Raw genomic sequence first — 18,079 nt, 5'->3', positions numbered from 1 at the left:
AAATACCTCGGGGGTGCGGGGGCTGGCCCCCGCTCCCGCCCTCACCGCCCGGCGAGGCGGTGATACATGTGCGTGAACGTGGCCGCGCCAAGCACGGGAATGAAGAGGTTCACGAGCGGCACCGAGAGCGGCACGGCCATCAGCGTCCCGGCAAACCAGATCTGGCCCGCGTGGCGGCGGCGCAACCGGTTCGCGCCTTCACGGCCCTCGCGCCGCAACGCCGCCATCTGGAAGAATTCCCGCCCCAGCAGGTAGCCGTTCACCGCCCAGAACAGCACCGGCGCGAGCGGCCCGACGAACAGCAGCAGGATCAGCGCCACGAGGTTGACCGCCACGGTCACCGCAATCAGCGCGGTCGAGTCGCGCAAGGTTTCCAGCACCGGGATATGGCCGACGGGTTCAAGCCCCGGATAGTGCCGGTCTTCCACCGCCTCGGCCACGTCATCGAGGAAAATCCCGGTGAAGGCCGCCGCCACCGGCACCATCAGCACCACCGAGAGCACCAGCATCAGGAGCACCGTGGCCCAGCTTGCCACGCTGTCGAGCCAGCCGATCTCGCCGATCCAGGGCAGCGCAACGCTGTCGGGCACGAACAGTCCCACCAGCCAGGCGAAGAGCACCGTCGCCCCGGCGAGCAGCGCGATGGTGAGGCCGAGGCCGAGCAGCAGAACCCGGCGGAAGCGCGGGTCGGGCAACTGGCCGAGGGCCTTGAAGAAATCCGAAAACATCATGCCTCCAGCCATGTCGTCTTGGCGTCGAGATCGGGGCGCGGGCGCTCCGGCGGCACGGCGCGCTCGGTGCCGATATGGATGAACCCCGCCACGCTTTCGTGGGCCTCGAGCCCGAGGCCCTGGCAGACGAAATCGGTATCGTGGCTGGCCCAGCCCGAGAGCCAGTTCGCACCCCAGCCCGAGGCCAGCGCCGCGTTCAGCAGCGCAAGGCAAACCGCCCCGGCGGAATAGAGCTGCTCGACATGTGGCACCTTCTCCGACTCCACCGGCGAGAACACCACCGCCACCGCGAGGTGCGAATCGGCGAACTGGCAGCGCGCCTTCTCGATCTTGTCGGGGTCCATGCCCAGCGCGGCGCCGCGCTCCACGGCCAGCCTGCCAAGCCGCTCCAGCGCCGGGCGCGTGAACACCACGAAGCGCCAGGGTTCGAGCTTGCCATGGTCGGGGCTGCGTGCGGCGGCGGTGAGGATCGGCATCAGGCCCGCCCGGTCGGGCACCGGCGTGGTCAAGGTCTTGGCCGGGCGCGAGCGGCGGGTGAGCAGAAAATCGAGCGCGGCCTGGTTCTTCTCGGGCATCCGTCCCTCCTGTGCGTCGCCTTCCATGTCGGGGCAAGCGCCGATGAGGTCAAGCAGGCCGGGCGAAATAGGCTGCGTATTCGCCGATGAGATCGGAAAACACCGCCTGCATCCGCGCGTTGGGCTGGCGGATGGCATAGGTCGCCGCCATCGGATCGGGCGCCGTCCTGTCGCTGCGCGAAAGCTCTTCGATCACCGCGTGGCCGCAGAACGGCACGTACCAGTCGGCGTAGCCGCCCTCGTGCACCGCCACCACCCGGCCAGCGCAGAGCCTGTCGGCCACATCCATCACCATCCGCGTCATCTCGCGGAAGGTGGCGGCATGGGCGAGCATGTGGCCGAGCGGATCGGCGGCGGCGGCATCGTAGCCGCTGGCGATCACGATCGCCTCCGGCCCATGCGCCTCGAGCGCGGGCAGAACCAGCCGCTCCATCGCCTCGATATAGGTCGCGTGGCCGGCCCCCGGAGGCAGCGGAATGTTGATGTTCGCACCAAGCCCGGCGCCTTCGCCGCGCGCCTCGATCTCGCCGGTGTCGAGCGGGTAGTTGCGCTCCTGGTGGATCGAGATCGTGAGCACGTCGGGGTCATCGTAGAACACCGCCTCGGTGCCGTTGCCGTGGTGCACGTCCCAATCGAGCACGGCCACACGGCGGGCGAGCCCCGCCGCCTGCGCCGCGCGCACCGCCACGCCGATGTTGTTGATCAGGCAGAAGCCGTTCGGCATGTCCGGCAAGGCGTGGTGGCCCGGCGGGCGCGAGAGCGCATAGGCATTGTCGAGCCCACCCTCGAGCACGGCGAACAGCGCGGCCTTCGCCAGCCCGGCCGAGAGCGCGGCGACCTCGTAGCCGCCGGGACCGAAGGGAGCGCGCTGGCCGATCTCGCCGCCGCCCGCGTCGGAGGCGGCCTTGAAGGCATCGAGGTAGGCCGCCGGGTGCACCCGTTCGAGATCATCCCGGCTGGCCGGATCGGCGCCGCGCGCGTCGAGATCGCGCATCAGGCCCGTCACCTCCACGAGGTTCTTCAACCGCCGCTTGGTCTCGGGGCTTTCCGGCAGTCCGCCGCCCACTTGCGGCTGCACCAACCCGCCCACGGGCAACATCCCCGCGAAGTGCCCACCCCCGTGCCAGAAGCACCGCTCATCGAAGAAAAATCCGGTCTTGCGCATGGGCGGCACAGTGCCCGCCTCCTCTTGCTTCCGCAAGACCCTCCGGCGAAACTCGGGCCATGAAAAAGGCCGCCCTCGCCCACCTCGTCATTCCCGGCGCGGAGATCGCCGTTCGCGTCACGCCCAGGGCCGCGCGCAACGCGGTGACCGAGGGCGAAACCGGCCTGAAAGTGTCGGTCACCACCGTGCCGGAAGACGGCAAGGCCAACGCCGCCGTCGTCAAGCTCCTCGCCCATGCCCTCGGGGTGCCGAAATCAAGCCTGACGCTGACGCGCGGCGCCACCTCGCGCGACAAAACCTTCCGGCTCGATTGAAGCGCCGGCCGCCGGGCTTCAGGCCGCTTGCGCCGTCTCCTCGCTGGTCACCAGCAGCGCAACGGCGACCAGTTTCAGCACGCAGGGCAGGACCGCGTAAAGCAGCGTCAGCGTCGTCAAGGCGCTTTGCGGCGCGGCTTCGCCGGCAACCAGCCCGGCCATGTCGAGCAGCGGCAGCACCGTGACCGCCGCCACCGCCAGCGTGAGTTTCGACACGAAGCTCCACAGCCCGAACGCCTGCGCCGGATCGTGCGCAAGCCCCTCGACCCGGCGGGCGAACAGCGCGGGCAGCAGCGTCATATCGGCCCCGAGCGCGGCGCCGGAGGCGGCGCTGACGAGCATGAAGGCCACCAGGTGACCGGCGCCGAGGGTCGCGGCGAAACCGAAGGCGAGGATCGAGAGCACCATGCCCGCGATCAGCACCCGGCGCGCGCCGTAGCGCCCCGCGGCCATGCCCCAGCCCGGGGCGCTGACCGCGGCGGCAAGGAAGAACAGCACCAGCAGCGGCCCCTCGTAGCCGGGCGCTTCCAGCCGGTATTCGACGAAGAACAGGAACAGCGTCGAGGTCACGGCGACCGGTGCCGCGTTCACGAAGGCGATCAGCAGCAGGCGCCGCGCCGCGCGGTCCTGCAGGATCGCCAGCACCTCGAACCCTGCCGGGGGGCGGCTGGCAACCCATTCGCGCCGCATCAGCACCGCCGCGATGAGTGTCGCCACCGCGAATCCGAGCGCGAAAACCGCGAACGGCGTGGCGCTGAGCCCGGCCAGCAGCGTCGGCGCGATCGCCGCGAGGCAGACCCCGAGGAGCGCGCCGGTCTCGCGCCATGCGGCCAGCCGGACGTGGCTGACCCGATGCGCGCGGGCGACCTTTTCAACGCCGACGCCGTAGAAGGTGATGTTGAGAAAGCTGAAGGCCGAGAACAGGAGCGCCAGCATCGCCGCGAACCAGATGAGCGGCGCGGTGCGTGGCGCAACGGCGAAAAGCCCGATCATCGCGCCCGCCATCACCAGCGCGGCGAAGGCAACACCGGCCCAGCGCCAGCGGCCAAGGCGGCCCGAGAGCCAGCCCAGGGCCGGGTCTTGCACGACGTCGAGAAACCGCAGCGCGAAGAGCACCGCGCCGAGCGCACCCAGCCCGACGCCATATTCGTCGACGTAGAACTTGGGCGCGTGAATGTAGATCGGCAGCCCCGCCGCCGCGAGCACGCCGGCAAAGACGGCGTAGGCCGGCACGCCCTCGCGGGAGGCTCGTTTTACCAAGAGGACACCCACGGCGCGCCACGGAGCGGCCCTCTGGCCCTATCGCCTTGTGGTGAAGCGGTCACGGCCGACATCTGCAATCCTTCCGGGTGCTTTACGCCCGGCGGTCGCTCACGGATCAGACCGGTCGCGCGCAAACCTGCGGTCGCGGCAAGGGTGCGGGATCGCGCCTCAGTCTGCCCCGTTGTCGCGCACCAGTTTGTAGACCCCTTCCGGCAGATCGAGCGCGGCGGCAAGATCGCGCAGCTGGCTCATCGAGAGGGTCACGCGCATCACCCGGTCGGTGGTCGGCTCGTGCTGTTCGAGCGTCACGCAATCGTCGAAGGCATTGATGATCACGTCTTCGCCAAGGTGCGGCCTGCCCTCGTCGACGAGGGTGATCACGGTAGAATCGAATTCGTGCTCGATGGTGAACATGGGGGCAGCCTACGCCGGCAAGCTTCCGCCGGGAACCACGAATTCACCCCGCCAATTTGATCTCGATCAAGGAATCGCGCGCACCAGACGGCTTTGCTCCCGCCCCGGAGGCATACATGAGCGACGCAGCGCACCGCACCTATCACGAATACCTGCTCGGCCGGATGGCCGACGTTCTCGGGCTCGATCTCGATCTCGAGGTTGATCTAACGCGGCTGAGCCGCGCCCAGCTTGAACGCGCAGTCAGGAAATGCATGCAATGCCCGGACCCATCGGGCTGCGAGATCTGGCTGGAGGAGCACGCCGCCGGCTCGGACGAGGCTCCCGGACTGTGCATGAACAAGTCGCTGCTCGAACACCTGCGCGACAGCTACTGATTGCCGAGCCCGGCCCCCGGAGGCATTATGCCGCGGGGAGGAAAGATGCAGGTCTTCGACAAGATCATCACCGATCGTGGCTCACGCTATGCCGTGTCCGGCGGTCCGGTGGCCGACCGCAAGGCGGTGCGCGCCTTTCTCAAGGACTTGACCCGCCGCAAGGCCTTCGTCAAGGCGACCCATAATTCCTGGGCCGCGCTGTTGCCGGACGGCCCGGCCAAGGGCGACGACGGCGAGGCCGGGGCCGGCGCGGTGATCCTGCGCAAGCTCGAAGGCGCGGGGCTCGAAGGCCACGTGGTTGTCGTCACCCGCTGGTTCGGCGGCACGAAACTCGGCGGCGACCGCTTCCGCCGCGTGGCCGACGCCGTGGACCATTACCTCGCACACCGGGAGCCGACGACGTGATCGCGCGCGAGTGGCGGCGTTTCGTCAACCGCTGCGTCTGGTCATGGGCGGGCTGGCGCGACGCCTGGACGCATGAGCCTTCGCTGGTGTTCTGGACGGTGATCGTGGCGCTTTCCAGCCTCGCCGCGCTGCTCTTGCCGCTCAGCGCCACCGAGCGCCTTGTGATCCTGCCACTCGGGGTGCTGGTTCTGGCGATGGAGTTGATCAACACCGCGGTGGAGCGCGTCGTCGATCTGATCTCGCGCGACCACCACGACCTTGCCCGCCGCGCCAAGGATGCCGGCTCCGCCGCCGTCGCGCTCGCCGCCATCGCGGGCGGCGTGGGCTGGGTTGTGATCCTCGCGCGCCTGGTCGGCGGATAGGCCCAGAGACGGACGCTGTCCGAAGTCGTCTCGTCTTCAAGCCGCAGGTTCATCTCGCCGAGCACCCGCTGCAGGTCCAGCGTCTTGCGCAGAAGCCGCTTGGCTCTTTTGATCGTGATCACCCCGTCCTCGATGGATTGCTGCCAATCCGGCATCAGCACCGCGAAGGGCGACGACCGGTGTCGATCGACATGAAGCGGTCGGCGAGTTTGCCCGAATCGGAGTGATACCGCCCGATGGTGGCCTTCGACTTGCCGGCCAACGCGCGGGCGGCCTCGATTCCCCCGTCCTTCACCAGCCTTCGGTGTGCTCGTTGCGATAGCTGCCAACCACGGCGACACCGTTTCCTCGCCATTTTGCCCGCGCCAACACCTCGATGCGGGGAAATCGCCGATCCTTTTCCATTTATTCACTTCGATGTGGATGACTTGTCGAATGTGACCGTCGCCAGACGGTGTGTAACCAGTATCCGGCGCGTGCAGCGTTGGGTTGAGTGGGGCCTGCCGTGCGTTTCGCGGCGGGGTCGGTCCGCCACGCGGGCCGGCAGCGGCGCCGTGGCGCTCAAAGGTGAATGAGGCTTGTTCCATCCCAAGGGCGGCAACGCCTGCGGCCTCTGGTTTTTTCGGCCACCGCCGCTCCCCGCTCTCTGTTTCGCCCGCGCCCGCAGCGGGCTTGATCCGGGCGCGGCGTGGCGCTACGGGATGCCATGGCCAAGCTGTATTTTCATTATTCGACGATGAACGCGGGCAAGTCGACGCTGCTCCTGCAGGCGGCCTACAACTACCGCGAACGGGGCATGGAGACTTACCTTGTCACCGCGAAGCTCGACGAACGAGCCGGCGCGGGCAAGATCGGCTCGCGGATCGGCATCGAGGCCGAGGCCGATACATTCAAGGCCGGCGACGACATGTTCGCGCGGATCGAGGCGCGGCTGAAGGCCGGGCCGGTGGCCTGCGTCTTCATCGACGAGGCGCAGTTCCTGACGCCCGAACAGGTTTGGCAACTCGCCCGCGTTGTCGACGATCTGCGTGTGCCGGTCATGGCCTATGGTCTGCGCGTCGATTTCCAGGGCAAGCTCTTTCCCGGCTCCGCCACCCTGCTGGCGCTGGCCGACGAGATGCGCGAGGCGCGCACGATCTGCCATTGCGGAAAGAAGGCGACCATGGTGGTGCGCACCGATGGCACCGGCAAGGTGATCACCGACGGGGACCAGGTGCAGATCGGCGGCAACGAGGCCTACGTGAGCCTGTGCCGCAAACACTGGCGCGAAGCGACGGGCGACCGCGAGGGAAAGGGCCGCCCGGCAGCAGAGTGATCCACCGCAAACATGCGCGCGTAGACAGGGCATGAAACACGCCTCATTGAAAGCCATCATCCTCGCCATGACCCTCTCCACCCTGCCAGCCCACGCCACCGAGATCGAAGATTTCGCCGGAGCGCCCGACCAGCGCTGGGATTTCTTCTCCGACCGGGTGATGGGTGGGGTTTCATCCGGGGGCGTGGCCTTCGACGGCGGCGCCCTGCGGCTCACCGGCACCGTTTCCACCGCCAACAACGGCGGCTTCATCCAGGCCCGGCTGAAGCTGCCCGAGCGCCTGCCCGATGATGCCAGCGCTCTCGTGCTGCGCGTGCGCGGCAACGGCGACCAATACTTCGTGCACCTGCGCACCGGGGGCACCCTGCTGCCCTGGCACTATTACCAGGCCGCCTTTCCCACCGGCCCGGACTGGGAGCTGGTCCGCATTCCACTCGACGCGTTCAAGCCGTCCACGAGGATGGTCCGCGCCACCCCGTCGGCCGCCTCGGTGCGCTCGGTGGCGGTGGCGGCCTTCGGGCACGACCATGAAGCGGATGTTTCGGTCGACTGGATCGGCTGGGAGTGAGGCCGTATCACCCCGGCACGGCGCGCGAATTCTAGCTCGTGCGCGCCTTCAAACCGGGCTGATCGGCGGCTCACCGGCCAGGAAGGCCAGGATGTTGTCGGCGGCGAGCAGTCCCATCGCGGTGCGCGTTTCCAGCGTGGCCGAGCCAAGGTGCGGCAGGAGGGTGACGTTTTCCATACCCCGCAGCGCTTCCGGCACCTGCGGCTCGTTCTCGTAAACGTCGAGCCCGGCCCCGGCGATCTCGCCCGCCTCGAGCGCGGCGATCAGCGCGGCCTCGTCCACCACGTCGCCCCGCGCGATGTTGACCAATATGCCGCTGGACTTCATCGCGGAGAACACCTCCGCACCGATCAGGTGCCGGGTCTCGGCGCCGCCCGGCACGGCGACGACGAGAAAATCGACATCCGCGGCCAGCGCGGTCAGCGTGTCCACCCGCCGCGCGGGGAAATCGAGCACCTTCTCCGAGCGGTTGAGATAGGCCACCTCCATGCCGAAGCCGAAATGGCACCGCCGCGCGATCCCCTCCCCGATCCGGCCCATGCCGACGATGCCGAGCCGCTTGCCGGTGACGTGCTGGCCGAGCAGTTGCGTCGGGTGCCAGCCCTGCCAAAGCCCCGCCCGCAGCATCCGCTCGCCCTCGCCCGCCCGGCGCGCTGTGGCGAGGAGAAGCGTGAGCGCGAGGTCGGCGGTGGCGTCGGTGAGCACGCCGGGGGTGTTGGTCACCTCGACACCATGGGCGCGGGCCGAAGTCACGTCGATGTGGTTGTAGCCGACGCCGAAATTCGCCAGCAGGCCCGCGCGGATCTCGCCCGCGGCGGCGAAAATCTCGGCCAAAAAGGCATCGCCGATGGTGGGCAGGATCGCGTCGAACCGGGCAAGCGCGGCGATCAACTCGTCGCGGCTCATCGGCTGAAGATCGTCGCGCACCGCGACCTTGTGGGCTTTCGCCAGCGCCACGACCACCGCATCGGGCATCGGGCGGGTGATCAGGATCTTCTTCATCAGAACATCCGCGCGCCGTTCGGAACATCCTTGTCGGGCGTGATCAGCACCACCTCGCCCGCCTCGTCCGGCAGCCCCAGTACCAGCGCCTCCGACATGAACTTGCCGATCTGGCGCGGCGGAAAATTGACCACACCGAGCACCGGCTTGCCGATCAGGCTTTCGGGTTCGTAATGCACCGTGATCTGGGCCGAGGATTTCTTCACCCCGATCTCGGGGCCGTAATCCACCCAGAGCTTGAGCGCGGGCTTGCGCGCCTCCGGGTAGGGCTGGGCATCGACGATGGTGCCCTTGCGGATATCCACCTTCAGGAAGTCTTCAAAACCGATCTCGGGGGTCATTTGCCAAGCTCCCGGCTGCGGTCGGCGCCGGCCTTCACGGCGCGACGCAGGAGTGCGGGGAAGCCATCGCCCTCGTTCATCAGAACTTCGAGCGCGGCCTGCGTGGTGCCGCCCGGCGAGGTGACGTTGACGCGCAGTTGCGTGGGGGTTTCCCTGGCCGCCTCGGCCAGCGCCCCGGCGCCCGCAACGGTGGCCTTGGCGAGAGCCATGGCCAGATCGGGCGCAAGCCCTTCCGCCTCGCCCGCCGCCGCCAGCGTTTCGATCAGGTGGAACACGTATGCGGGGCCGGAACCCGAGACGGCGGTGACCGCGTCCATCTGGTCCTCGCCTTCAAGCCGCACCACTTGCCCGACCGCGCCGAGCAGCTCTTCGGCAAGGTCGAGATCGCCCGCACCGGCATAGGCATTGCCGACAATCGCGGTGATGCCCCGCCCCACGGCGGCGGGCGTGTTGGGCATGGCGCGCACGATCGGCGTGCCCGCGCCCAGCGCCGCCTCGAAGGCCGAGATCGGGGTGCCGGCGGCGATCGAGACGAACAGCGTGCCGCCGCCGCCGAAACCTGCGAGCACCGGCAGCGCCTCGCCCATCATCTGCGGCTTGACCGCGACGAGCACGATGGCCGGGGCCTCGGGCAGATCGCCGTTGATCGTGACGCCGGTGGATTTCAGCCAGTCCGACGGGTTCGGGTCGATCACCCAGACCGAGGACGGCGGCAGACCGTCGGCCAGCCAGCCCTCCAGCATCGCCGACCCCATCTTGCCGCAACCCAGCAGCACCAGCCCCCGCGCCCTCAGATCATCCATCGACATCGTCTCCCCCATGTTTCGCCGGCACCCTACCCCGCGCAGGGCGCGGGGAAAAGCCGTGCGCAAAGAAACGCCCTCCACGAAGGGAGGGCGCAAGTTCGCAGCGGTTTCACCCGCCGTCGCATGAAAAACTCAGGCCCGTCCGTAGGCCTCGGCGATGGCGACCTGCATCGCGTTTTCGACGTCGCGGTCGCCCCAGGTGACAAGCTGGAAGGCGGGGTAGAAGCGCTCGGAGTTCGATACCGCCGCCCCGATCAGCCGGTTGATCTGTTCCGATCCCGCCATCTGGCCGCCGGCCAGAACGAGGCCGTAGCGGTAAACCATCAGCCGCTGTTCGTGCCAGTAGGTGAAGGCCCCGGCCCAGCACATGTCGTTGGTGCGGTTCAGCGCCTCGTAAAGCTTGGGCAATTTGTCTTCGGGGGGCTCCATCTCGAAGGTGCAGATCAGCCGCAGGGTCTCGTCGAACGGGCTCCAGGCCAGCGTGATCGAGTAGGTGCGCCATTGCCCCTCGACCGCCATCGCGATCTGGTCATCGGCGACACGGTCGAAATCCCAGGCGTGGTGTTCGGCAAGGTGCTCGACGATGTCGATCGGGTGCAAGTCGTCATGTTCGAGGTAGTGCTCGGTCGCCGCCATGGCTGTCCCCTTCTGCTCGCATGAGCCCCAACAAAGCAGATTCCGCTAGGACTCGGTGCCTCTACCGGGTTTGGCGTCTATCGCGCCGCATCCCTACGAAATATGGTGTGATATTCGTTGACTCCTGTAAAGAAGAAATCCCAGAATTCGCGATTTCGGAGCGATTCGAGTCGGTTGGCGACTCGCGGCTTGCACAAATCACGCATCCTCGACCGCTAACGGCGCCGGATTGATCCATGCGTTTTGTTGCAATTGAAACGAAGCTTGACTCTCGCGCCCCGCCTGCGCATCCCTTGGGGCGGCATCCACAAGCGCGACAGTGTAAGCTGCGCCCGTGGCCCATGGCTCCGGGCGCCGAATCAGGGAGAAACGACATGGCCAAGGCTTTCGCCTCGCAAGGCGACATGAGCGAAAAACAGATCAGCTTCACCGAGATCGGCAAGGGCCTCTGGGCCTTCACCGCCGAGGGCGATCCGAACTCGGGCGTGATCATCGGCGACGACAGCGTGATGATCGTCGAGGCGCAGGCCACGCCGCGGCTCGCCAACAAGGTGATCGAAAAGGTCCGCGAAGTGACCGACAAGCCGATCACCCACGTGGTGATGACGCATTACCACGCGGTCCGCGTGCTGGGCGCTTCCGCCTTCGGGGCGGAGCAGGTGATCATGTCGGCCAAGGCGCGCGGGATGGTGGTGGAACGCGGGCAGGAAGACTGGGACAGCGAGTTCCAGCGCTTCCCGCGCCTGTTCGAAGGCCACGAGAGCATCCCCGGGCTGACCTGGCCGACGACCACCTTCACCGACAGGATGACGGTGTATCTCGGCAACCGCCGGGTTGACCTGATGCACCTCGGGCGCGGCCACACGGCGGGCGACATCGTGGTGCACGTGCCCGACGAGAACGTGATGTTCACCGGCGACCTCGTGGAATACCACTCCGCCTGCTACTGCGGCGACGGCCATTTCGCCGACTGGCCGCAAACGCTCGAACGCATCCGCGGCTTCGATCTCGCCGCCATCGCGCCGGGACGCGGCGACGCGCTGATCGGTTCGGAGATGGTCAACAACGCCATCGACCTGACCCGCGACTTCCTCGAAAGCACCTACCGCCCCGCGGTGCAGGTGGCCGCGCGCGGCGGCACGCTGAAGGAAGCCTGGGACGCGATCCGCGCCGAGTGCGACCCGAAGTTCGCCGACTACGCGATCTACGAGCATTGCCTGCCCTTCAACGCCGCCCGCGCCTACGACGAGGCCCGCGGCATCGACACCCCCCGCATCTGGACCGCCCAGCGCGATATCGAGATGTGGGAGGCCCTGCAGGGCTGAGCCGAGGCCAAGGGAGACCCGCCATGAACAAGATCTTCGAAGTTCCCCTCTATCCCTACGAACGCTCTCCCGACCAGGACGCGAACGAGGCGGTGCGCCATCCCGTGGTGATCGTCGGCGCGGGCCCCGTTGGCCTCGGCGCGGCGATCGACCTCGCCCAGAGCGGCGTGCCGGTGCTGGTGCTCGACGACAACGACAGGGTTTCCTTCGGCAGCCGGGCGATCTGCTTTGCCAAGCGACCGCTGGAAATCCTCGACCGGCTCGGCTGCGGCGAGCGGATGGTCGAGAAGGGCGTCGAATGGGAGCTCGGCAAGGTCTTCTTCGACGAGCGGCAGATCTACGAGTTCAACCTGTTGCCGGAGAAGGGCCACCGCCGCCCAGCCTTCATCAACCTCCAGCAATACTATTTCGAGGAATACATGATCGACCGCCTGCGCGAGTTGCAGGCGGAAGGCGCGCCGATCGAGCTTCGGGGCGGCAACAAGGTCGCCGCCATCGGCAACCATTCCGATCACGTGAAAATGGAGATCGACACCCCCGATGGCCCCTACGAGCTGGAAGCCGACTGGCTGATCGCCTGCGACGGCGCCGGCTCGCCGATCCGCCGGATGCTGGGGATGGAGTTCGTCGGACAGGTGTTCGAAGACAACTTCCTGATCGCCGACGTGATCATGGAGGCCGATTTCCCGACCGAACGCTGGTTCTGGTTCGATCCGCCCTTCAACCGGGGCCAGTCGGCGCTCCTGCACAAGCAGCCCGACAACGTCTGGCGGATCGACTTCCAGATCGGCTGGGACATCGACCGCGAGGCGGAGTTGAAGCCCGAGAACATCGACAGGCGGCTCAAGGAGATGCTGGGCGAGGATGTCGCCTACGAGCTGGAATGGTCGTCGATCTACACATTCCAGTGCCGCCGGATGGAAAGGTTCCTCGAGGGCCGGGTGATCTTCGCCGGTGATGCTGCGCACCAGGTTTCGCCCTTCGGCGCGCGCGGCGCGAACTCGGGGTTGCAGGATGCCGACAACCTGGCGTGGAAGCTGAAACTTGTCATAGAGGACAAGGCCCCCGAAAGCCTGCTGCGAAGCTACGATGCCGAGCGCGTCTACGGCGCCGACGAGAACATCCTCAATTCCACCCGCTCGACCGACTTCATCACCCCGAAGTCAGACACCAGCCGGATCTTCCGCGATGCCGTCCTCGATCTCGCCGAGCATCACGAATTCGCCCGCCCCTTCGTGAACTCGGGGCGGCTTTCGGTGCCCTGCACCTACGACGGCTCGCCGCTCAACACCCCCGACGCACTCGACGGACCGGCGCGCGCGCGGCCCGGCTCGCCCTGCCCCGACGCCCCGCTGGGCAAGGGCTACCTGCTCGACAGGCTTGGCGGCCAGTTCACCCTGCTCACCATCGACGCCGAGGCGCCGGACCAGATCGAGGAAGACGGCATCACCGCCACCCGCCTCGCGCTTTCGGCCAAGGACGACCCGACCGGTGCGCTTGCGGCGCGTTACCTTGGCGATGCGGCATCGGCCGTCTATCTCATCCGCCCCGATCAGCACGTCGCGGCGCGCTTCCCCGAGTATGACGAGGCGCAGGTTCGCCAGGCGCTGCGCCGCGCCACCGGAAAGGAATAATCCCATGGGCAAGCTCATCCTCACCCCCAACATCGCCGGGGCCGACGATTTCTATGCCGACCTCATCGACACCCACGAAGGGCTTTCGAAAGAGGAAAGCGACGCGTTGAACGCCCGGCTGATCCTGATCCTCGCCAACCACATCGGCGAGCGCGAGGTGCTTTCCGAGGCGTTGCGCACCGCGCGGGCCACCGCGAAGGGCTGACGCGCACATGCCTGGCGACGAAAACCGGGTGGCCGGCAGCCGGCTGTCTCGGTTATCGTCGCGCGCATATTCCAACCGCAGGAGCCGCCGCAGATGAGCCAGCCACTTTGGACCCCGTCGCCAGCCCGCATCGACGCCAGCGAGATCGCGCGTTTCAATGCCGCGCTGATGGCGCTTGAGGGAGAGGTGCTCGAATCCGGGGCCGAATTGCGCGATTGGGCGGTGGCAAACCGCGAGGCCTTCTGGTCGGCGATCTGGGATGTCTATGGCGTGATCGGCGACAAGGGTGACGCGCCCTTCATCACCGGCAAGGGGATGCTGGGGGAACGCTTCTTCCCCGGCGCGCACCTCAACTTCGCCGAGAACCTCCTGACCATGGGCGACAACCGCGATCCGCAGGCGGAAGCTCTGGTGTTCCGCGGCGAAAACAAGGCCGAGGCGCGCTGGACGTGGGGTGAGCTCGAGGCGCATGTCTCGAAGCTGCAGCAGGCGCTTGCCGCCGCCGGGGTGCGCCCGGGCGACCGCGTCGCGGGGCTGCTGCCGAACCGCCCCGAGGCGATCGCCGCCATGCTCGCCGCCGTTTCGCTCGGCGCCATCTGGTCCTCCGCCTCGCCCGATTTCGGCACCCGCGCGGTGCTCGATCGTTTCGCACAGATCGAGCCGAAGGTGCTCTTCGCGACCGACGGCTACTGGTACAACGGCAAGCGCATCGAGATCGCGGGTAAGCTCGCCGAGATCCAGAAGGGCTTGCCCAGCGTCACGCATACGGTGGTGATTGACTATCTCGGCGAGGCCGAGGCGGTGGCCGCGGGCCTGGACGGGGCACAAAGCTTCGCCGCCTTCGAGACGCCGCACGCCGCCGTCCCCCTCACCTTCGAGCGCCTGCCGTTCGACCATCCGCTCTACATCCTGTTTTCCTCCGGCACCACCGGCGCGCCCAAGTGCATCGTGCACCGCGCCGGCGGGGTGCTGCTGCAGCACGTCAAGGAACTGGCGCTGCACGGCGACATCAAGCCCGGCGACCGGGTGTTCTATTTCACCACGCTCGGCTGGATGATGTGGAACTGGCTCGCCTCGGGCCTCGCACGCGGGGCCACGCTGATGCTCTACGACGGCTCGCCCTTCGCCCCCGGGCCGGGGGTGCTCTGGGATTTCGCCGAAGCCGAACGCTTCACCCATTTCGGCACCTCGGCCAAGTATATCGACTCCTTGCGCAAGACCAATCTCGCGCCGATGCAGAGCCATGACCTCGCCGCCCTGCGCACGATCTTCTCCACCGGCTCGCCGCTGCTGGAGCAAGGCTTCGCCTATGTCTACGAATCGGTGAAGGCTGATGTGCATCTCGCCTCGATCTCGGGCGGCACCGACATCGTTTCCTGCTTCGTCGGCGGCGACCCGACCGCGCCTGTCTACTCCGGCGAGATCCAGGGGCCGGGCTTTGCGATGGCTGCGGACGTCTGGACCGCGCCCAACTCCCCCGCCGCGCCGGGGGAGAAGGGCGAGCTTGTCTGCACGGCGGCCTTCCCGTCGATGCCGCTGGGGTTCTGGGGCGACGAAGACGGCAGCCGCTACCGCAAGGCCTATTTCGATCTGTTCCCCGGCGTCTGGTGCCAGGGCGACTATGCTGAACGCACTGAACAGGGCGGCTTCATCATCCACGGCCGCTCCGACGCAACGCTCAACCCCGGCGGCGTGCGCATCGGCACCGCCGAGATCTACGCCGAGGTGGAGAAATTCTCCGAGGTGCGCGATTCGGTGGTGATCGGCCACGACGCGGGCGGCGATCAGCGCGTGGTTCTGTTCGTGGCCATGGCCGAGGGGCAGGCGCTCACCGACGATCTCAAGGCCCGGATCAAGGCCGGAATCCGCGCCGGCTCGTCACCGCGCCACGTGCCCGCCGAAATCCTCGAGGTGCCCGATATTCCCCGCACCAAGTCGGGCAAGATCTCCGAGCTTGCGGTGAAGGATGTGGTGCATGGGCGCGAGGTGAAGAACCTTGGCGCGCTCGACAACCCCGAGGCGCTTGACGCTTTCCCCGATCTCTCGGCGGAACAGGAAAATCCATAATCCAAAGTAATCGAAATGATTATTACATCCAACTTTTTCCTATAGCTGCGGTCTGCTAAGGTCTGCGCATAGCGGAGGAGGACTGGCCGGAGAAGGCGGAAAATGGGTGCGGAAGCACCCGACGAATCCGCCCCGGCATGTTATCCTTCCCGCATGAAGCCTGACCGTTCGCAATCCCCCGCGTTTTCGCGTGGGGAAGACATTCGCGATCAACAATGAAAGGGAGATTCAAATGGACGGTAGCAATCCCAAGGCCAGCGGCTGCCCCGTTGCCCACGGCACCACCAACTTCGGCCAGCGCTCGAACAGCGACTGGTGGCCGAACCAGCTGAACCTGCGCGTTCTGCACCAGCACACGATGAAGGAAAGCCCCTTCGGCCATGACTTCAACTACGCCGAGGAATTCAAGAAGCTCGACCTCGATGCCGTGAAGGCCGACCTCACCGCGCTGATGACCGACAGCAAGGATTGGTGGCCGGCCGACTACGGCCACTACGGCGGTCTCTTCATCCGCATGGCCTGGCACGCCGCCGGCACCTACCGCACCGCCGATGGTCGTGGCGGCGCCTCGACCGGCAACCAGCGCTTCGCGCCGCTGAACTCCTGGCCCGACAACGGCAACCTCGACAAGGCCCGCCGCCTGCTCTGGCCGATCAAGAAGAAGTACGGCAACAGCCTGTCCTGGGCCGACCTCTACGTCCTTGCTGGTAACGTCGCCATGGAATCCATGGGCTTCAAGACCTTTGGCTTCGCCGGCGGCCGCGAAGACATCTACTCGCCCGAGGAAGACATCTACTGGGGTGCCGAAACCGAGTGGCTCGCCACCTCGGACCAGGAAAACAGCCGCTACTCCGGCGATCGCGAGTTGGAAAACCCGCTCGCCGCCGTGCAGATGGGCCTGATCTACGTCAACCCGGAAGGCCCCGACGGCAATCCCGACATCGAAGCGTCGGGCCGCGACGTGCGCGAGACCTTCGCCCGCATGGCGATGAACGACTATGAAACCGTGGCGCTGACGGCGGGCGGGCACACTTTCGGCAAGATGCACGGCAACGGCCCCGCAGATGCTGTTGGCCCCGAGCCGGAAGCCGCGCCGATCCACCAGATGGGCCTCGGCTGGATCTCGTCGCACGGCAAGGGCCACTCGGAAGACACCATCACTTCCGGCCTCGAAGGTGCGTGGAAACCCAACCCGACGACCTGGGACATGGGCTACCTCAAGGTGTTGTTCAAATACGAGTGGGCGCTCAGCAAAACGCCCGCCGGCGCGCATATCTGGATCGCGCAGGACGTCGAGCCGGAAGACATGGTGGTCGATGCGTTCGATCCCAACAAGAAGCACCCGCCGGCGATGACCACGGCCGACATGTCGATGCGCTACGACCCGATCTATGGGCCGATCGCGCGCCACTTCCTCGAGAACCCGGAGGAGTTCGCCGACGCCTACGCCCGCGCGTGGTTCAAGCTGACCCACCGCGACATGGGCCCCAAGTCGCGCTACCTCGGCAAGGAGGTTCCCGCCGAAGACCTGATCTGGCAGGATCCGATTCCGGCGGGCAAGCCGCTGACCGACTCGCAGATCGACAAGCTCAAGGGCGCGATCCTCGGCTCTGGCCTCAGCGTCGAAGAGTTGGTGCAGACGGCCTGGGCCTCGGCCTCGACCTTCCGCAACTCCGACAAGCGCGGCGGCGCCAACGGTGCACGCATCCGCCTTGCCCCGCAGAAGGATTGGGAAGCGAACCAGCCGGAGCAGCTGGCGAGGGTTCTGGGCGTGCTCGAAGGCATCCAGTCGGACGCCGATTTCGACGTTTCGCTCGCCGACCTGATCGTGCTCGGCGGTGCGGCGGCGATCGAGAAGGCCGCCGATGACGCGGGCTTCGACGTGACGGTGCCGGTCACCACCGGGCGCGGCGACGCGACCGAGGAGCAGACCGATGTCGAGGGCTTCGAGCCGCTGGAGCCGGAGGCCGACGGCTTCCGCAACTGGGCGCGCACGAAGTTCACCATCCCGGCCGAAGAGATGCTTGTCGACAAGGCGCAGCTTCTCGGGCTGACCGCGCCGGAAATGACGGTGCTGGTGGGCGGCCTGCGGGTGCTCGGCAACAACGTCGGCGGCTCCAAGCACGGTGTCTTCACCGACAGCGTGGGCACCCTCACCAACGACTTCTTCGTGAACCTCGTCGACATGGACACGGAGTGGAAGCCGCTGGACGAGGATGGCGACGAATTCGAAGGCCGCGACCGCGCTTCCGGCGATGTGAAGTGGACCGCCAGCCGAGTCGACCTCGTGTTCGGCTCGAACTCGCAGCTGCGCGCGCTGTCGGAAGTCTATGCCCAGGACGACGCCAAGGAAAAGTTCGTGAACGATTTCGTCGCGGCCTGGACCAAGGTGATGGACGCCGACCGCTTCGACCTCGCCTGATCCGGCGAAACCCGGCCCGGACGCTGGTTCTGCCGGCGTCCGGGTGCACAAATCCCGAGCGGCGCCTCTTCCCCGGATGAGGCGCCGCTTCGCGTTTTCAGCCCTGCCCGATCGGAAAACCGGTTGATCCCATGCGGTATCTGGCCGATCAC

Annotated in this window: 21 protein-coding genes; 11 read left to right on the top strand and 10 right to left on the bottom strand. The window is 67.1% G+C overall.

Annotated elements, in window-relative coordinates; all coding sequences use genetic code 11:
* Positions 1-41: 41 nt before the first annotated feature.
* Genes IEW01_RS11780 through IEW01_RS11770 form a run of 3 tightly spaced genes read right to left on the bottom strand, consistent with a single transcriptional unit; the run spans position 42 to position 2,471 of the window.
* On the bottom strand, positions 42-728 hold the full coding sequence (locus IEW01_RS11780; RefSeq protein WP_188527846.1) for an EI24 domain-containing protein: 687 nt from the start codon (positions 726-728) through the stop codon (positions 42-44).
* Positions 728-1,306, bottom strand: a complete 579-nt coding sequence (locus IEW01_RS11775; protein ID WP_188527993.1) for a nitroreductase family protein — start codon at positions 1,304-1,306, stop codon at positions 728-730. The genes IEW01_RS11780 and IEW01_RS11775 overlap by 1 nt, the downstream gene beginning before the upstream one ends.
* 49 nt (positions 1,307-1,355) lie before the next feature.
* Positions 1,356-2,471, bottom strand: a complete 1,116-nt coding sequence (locus IEW01_RS11770; protein ID WP_188527844.1) for a class II histone deacetylase — start codon at positions 2,469-2,471, stop codon at positions 1,356-1,358.
* Positions 2,472-2,530: 59 nt separating this feature from the next.
* On the opposite strand from IEW01_RS11770, the gene IEW01_RS11765 reads away from it, so the two are divergent.
* The gene (locus IEW01_RS11765; RefSeq protein ID WP_188527842.1) at positions 2,531-2,785 is read left to right on the top strand and encodes a DUF167 domain-containing protein; all 255 of its coding nucleotides are present in this window, start codon (positions 2,531-2,533) and stop codon (positions 2,783-2,785) included.
* Between the two features lie 18 nt (positions 2,786-2,803).
* Here IEW01_RS11765 and IEW01_RS11760 read toward each other — a convergent pair whose 3' ends face one another.
* Together IEW01_RS11760 and IEW01_RS11755 are read right to left on the bottom strand one after the other, a co-directional pair.
* Complete coding sequence (locus IEW01_RS11760) at positions 2,804-4,045, bottom strand: MFS transporter (protein ID WP_188527840.1); 1,242 nt, start codon at positions 4,043-4,045, stop codon at positions 2,804-2,806.
* 171 nt (positions 4,046-4,216) lie between these two features.
* Positions 4,217-4,462 carry a DUF8831 family protein gene (locus tag IEW01_RS11755; protein ID WP_188527838.1) on the bottom strand — a complete coding sequence of 82 codons (246 nt, stop codon included), beginning with the start codon at positions 4,460-4,462 and terminating at the stop codon, positions 4,217-4,219.
* 116 nt (positions 4,463-4,578) lie between these two features.
* On the opposite strand from IEW01_RS11755, the gene IEW01_RS11750 reads away from it, so the two are divergent.
* From IEW01_RS11750 to IEW01_RS11740, 3 genes are read left to right on the top strand one after another with little or no spacing between them, the layout of a single operon-like run.
* Positions 4,579-4,839 carry a DUF6455 family protein gene (locus IEW01_RS11750; RefSeq protein WP_188527836.1) on the top strand — a complete coding sequence of 87 codons (261 nt, stop codon included), beginning with the start codon at positions 4,579-4,581 and terminating at the stop codon, positions 4,837-4,839.
* 45 nt (positions 4,840-4,884) lie between these two features.
* Positions 4,885-5,244 (top strand): YigZ family protein, encoded by a 360-nt coding sequence (locus tag IEW01_RS11745; RefSeq protein ID WP_188527834.1) that lies wholly within the window; start codon positions 4,885-4,887, stop codon positions 5,242-5,244.
* Positions 5,241-5,606, top strand: a complete 366-nt coding sequence (locus IEW01_RS11740; RefSeq protein ID WP_229738224.1) for a diacylglycerol kinase — start codon at positions 5,241-5,243, stop codon at positions 5,604-5,606. Before IEW01_RS11745 ends, IEW01_RS11740 begins: the two co-directional genes overlap by 4 nt.
* A 154-nt stretch (positions 5,607-5,760) precedes the next feature.
* Here IEW01_RS11740 and IEW01_RS17855 read toward each other — a convergent pair whose 3' ends face one another.
* A complete protein-coding gene (locus tag IEW01_RS17855; RefSeq protein WP_438810823.1) occupies positions 5,761-5,901 on the bottom strand; it encodes a hypothetical protein in 141 nt (46 codons plus the stop codon).
* A 411-nt stretch (positions 5,902-6,312) separates the two neighbouring features.
* Between IEW01_RS17855 and IEW01_RS11730 the strand changes: the two genes are divergently transcribed.
* Positions 6,313-6,921 carry a thymidine kinase gene (locus IEW01_RS11730; protein WP_188527832.1) on the top strand — a complete coding sequence of 203 codons (609 nt, stop codon included), beginning with the start codon at positions 6,313-6,315 and terminating at the stop codon, positions 6,919-6,921.
* A 67-nt stretch (positions 6,922-6,988) separates the two neighbouring features.
* A complete protein-coding gene (locus IEW01_RS11725) occupies positions 6,989-7,489 on the top strand; it encodes a CIA30 family protein (protein WP_229738222.1) in 501 nt (166 codons plus the stop codon).
* 48 nt (positions 7,490-7,537) lie between these two features.
* Here IEW01_RS11725 and IEW01_RS11720 read toward each other — a convergent pair whose 3' ends face one another.
* The 4 genes from IEW01_RS11720 to IEW01_RS11705 form a co-directional block, all read right to left on the bottom strand.
* Positions 7,538-8,491: a 2-hydroxyacid dehydrogenase gene (locus tag IEW01_RS11720; RefSeq protein WP_188527828.1), complete on the bottom strand. Its 954-nt coding sequence runs from the start codon at positions 8,489-8,491 to the stop codon at positions 7,538-7,540.
* Positions 8,491-8,832: a tRNA-binding protein gene (locus tag IEW01_RS11715; protein ID WP_188527826.1), complete on the bottom strand. Its 342-nt coding sequence runs from the start codon at positions 8,830-8,832 to the stop codon at positions 8,491-8,493. The genes IEW01_RS11720 and IEW01_RS11715 overlap by 1 nt, the downstream gene beginning before the upstream one ends.
* A complete protein-coding gene (gene proC, locus IEW01_RS11710) occupies positions 8,829-9,641 on the bottom strand; it encodes a pyrroline-5-carboxylate reductase (RefSeq protein ID WP_188527824.1) in 813 nt (270 codons plus the stop codon). The genes IEW01_RS11715 and proC overlap by 4 nt, the downstream gene beginning before the upstream one ends.
* A gap of 129 nt (positions 9,642-9,770) precedes the next feature.
* Positions 9,771-10,274, bottom strand: coding sequence for a type III secretion system chaperone family protein (locus IEW01_RS11705; RefSeq protein WP_188527822.1), 504 nt, complete (start codon positions 10,272-10,274; stop codon positions 9,771-9,773).
* A gap of 374 nt (positions 10,275-10,648) precedes the next feature.
* Between IEW01_RS11705 and IEW01_RS11700 the strand changes: the two genes are divergently transcribed.
* The 5 genes from IEW01_RS11700 to katG all read left to right on the top strand — a co-directional run bounded on the left by IEW01_RS11700 (position 10,649) and on the right by katG (position 17,927).
* Positions 10,649-11,599, top strand: a complete 951-nt coding sequence (locus tag IEW01_RS11700) for an MBL fold metallo-hydrolase (protein ID WP_188527820.1) — start codon at positions 10,649-10,651, stop codon at positions 11,597-11,599.
* A 23-nt stretch (positions 11,600-11,622) separates the two neighbouring features.
* Positions 11,623-13,233, top strand: a complete 1,611-nt coding sequence (locus IEW01_RS11695; protein WP_188527818.1) for an FAD-dependent oxidoreductase — start codon at positions 11,623-11,625, stop codon at positions 13,231-13,233.
* A 4-nt stretch (positions 13,234-13,237) separates the two neighbouring features.
* Complete coding sequence (locus IEW01_RS11690) at positions 13,238-13,438, top strand: DUF2783 domain-containing protein (RefSeq protein ID WP_188527816.1); 201 nt, start codon at positions 13,238-13,240, stop codon at positions 13,436-13,438.
* A 93-nt stretch (positions 13,439-13,531) separates the two neighbouring features.
* Positions 13,532-15,505 carry an acetoacetate--CoA ligase gene (locus IEW01_RS11685; RefSeq protein WP_188527814.1) on the top strand — a complete coding sequence of 658 codons (1,974 nt, stop codon included), beginning with the start codon at positions 13,532-13,534 and terminating at the stop codon, positions 15,503-15,505.
* A gap of 232 nt (positions 15,506-15,737) precedes the next feature.
* Entirely contained in the window at positions 15,738-17,927 is a 2,190-nt protein-coding gene (gene katG / locus IEW01_RS11680; protein ID WP_188527812.1) for a catalase/peroxidase HPI, read from the top strand.
* The last annotated feature ends 152 nt before the right edge of the window (positions 17,928-18,079 follow it).

It is taken from the genome of Sinisalibacter lacisalsi (assembly GCF_014640115.1).
GTDB classification, from domain to species: Bacteria; Pseudomonadota; Alphaproteobacteria; order Rhodobacterales; family Rhodobacteraceae; genus Sinisalibacter; species Sinisalibacter lacisalsi.
The sequence above is the reverse complement of the archived record's forward strand: the minus strand, read 5'-3'. Positions and strand labels throughout refer to the sequence as shown.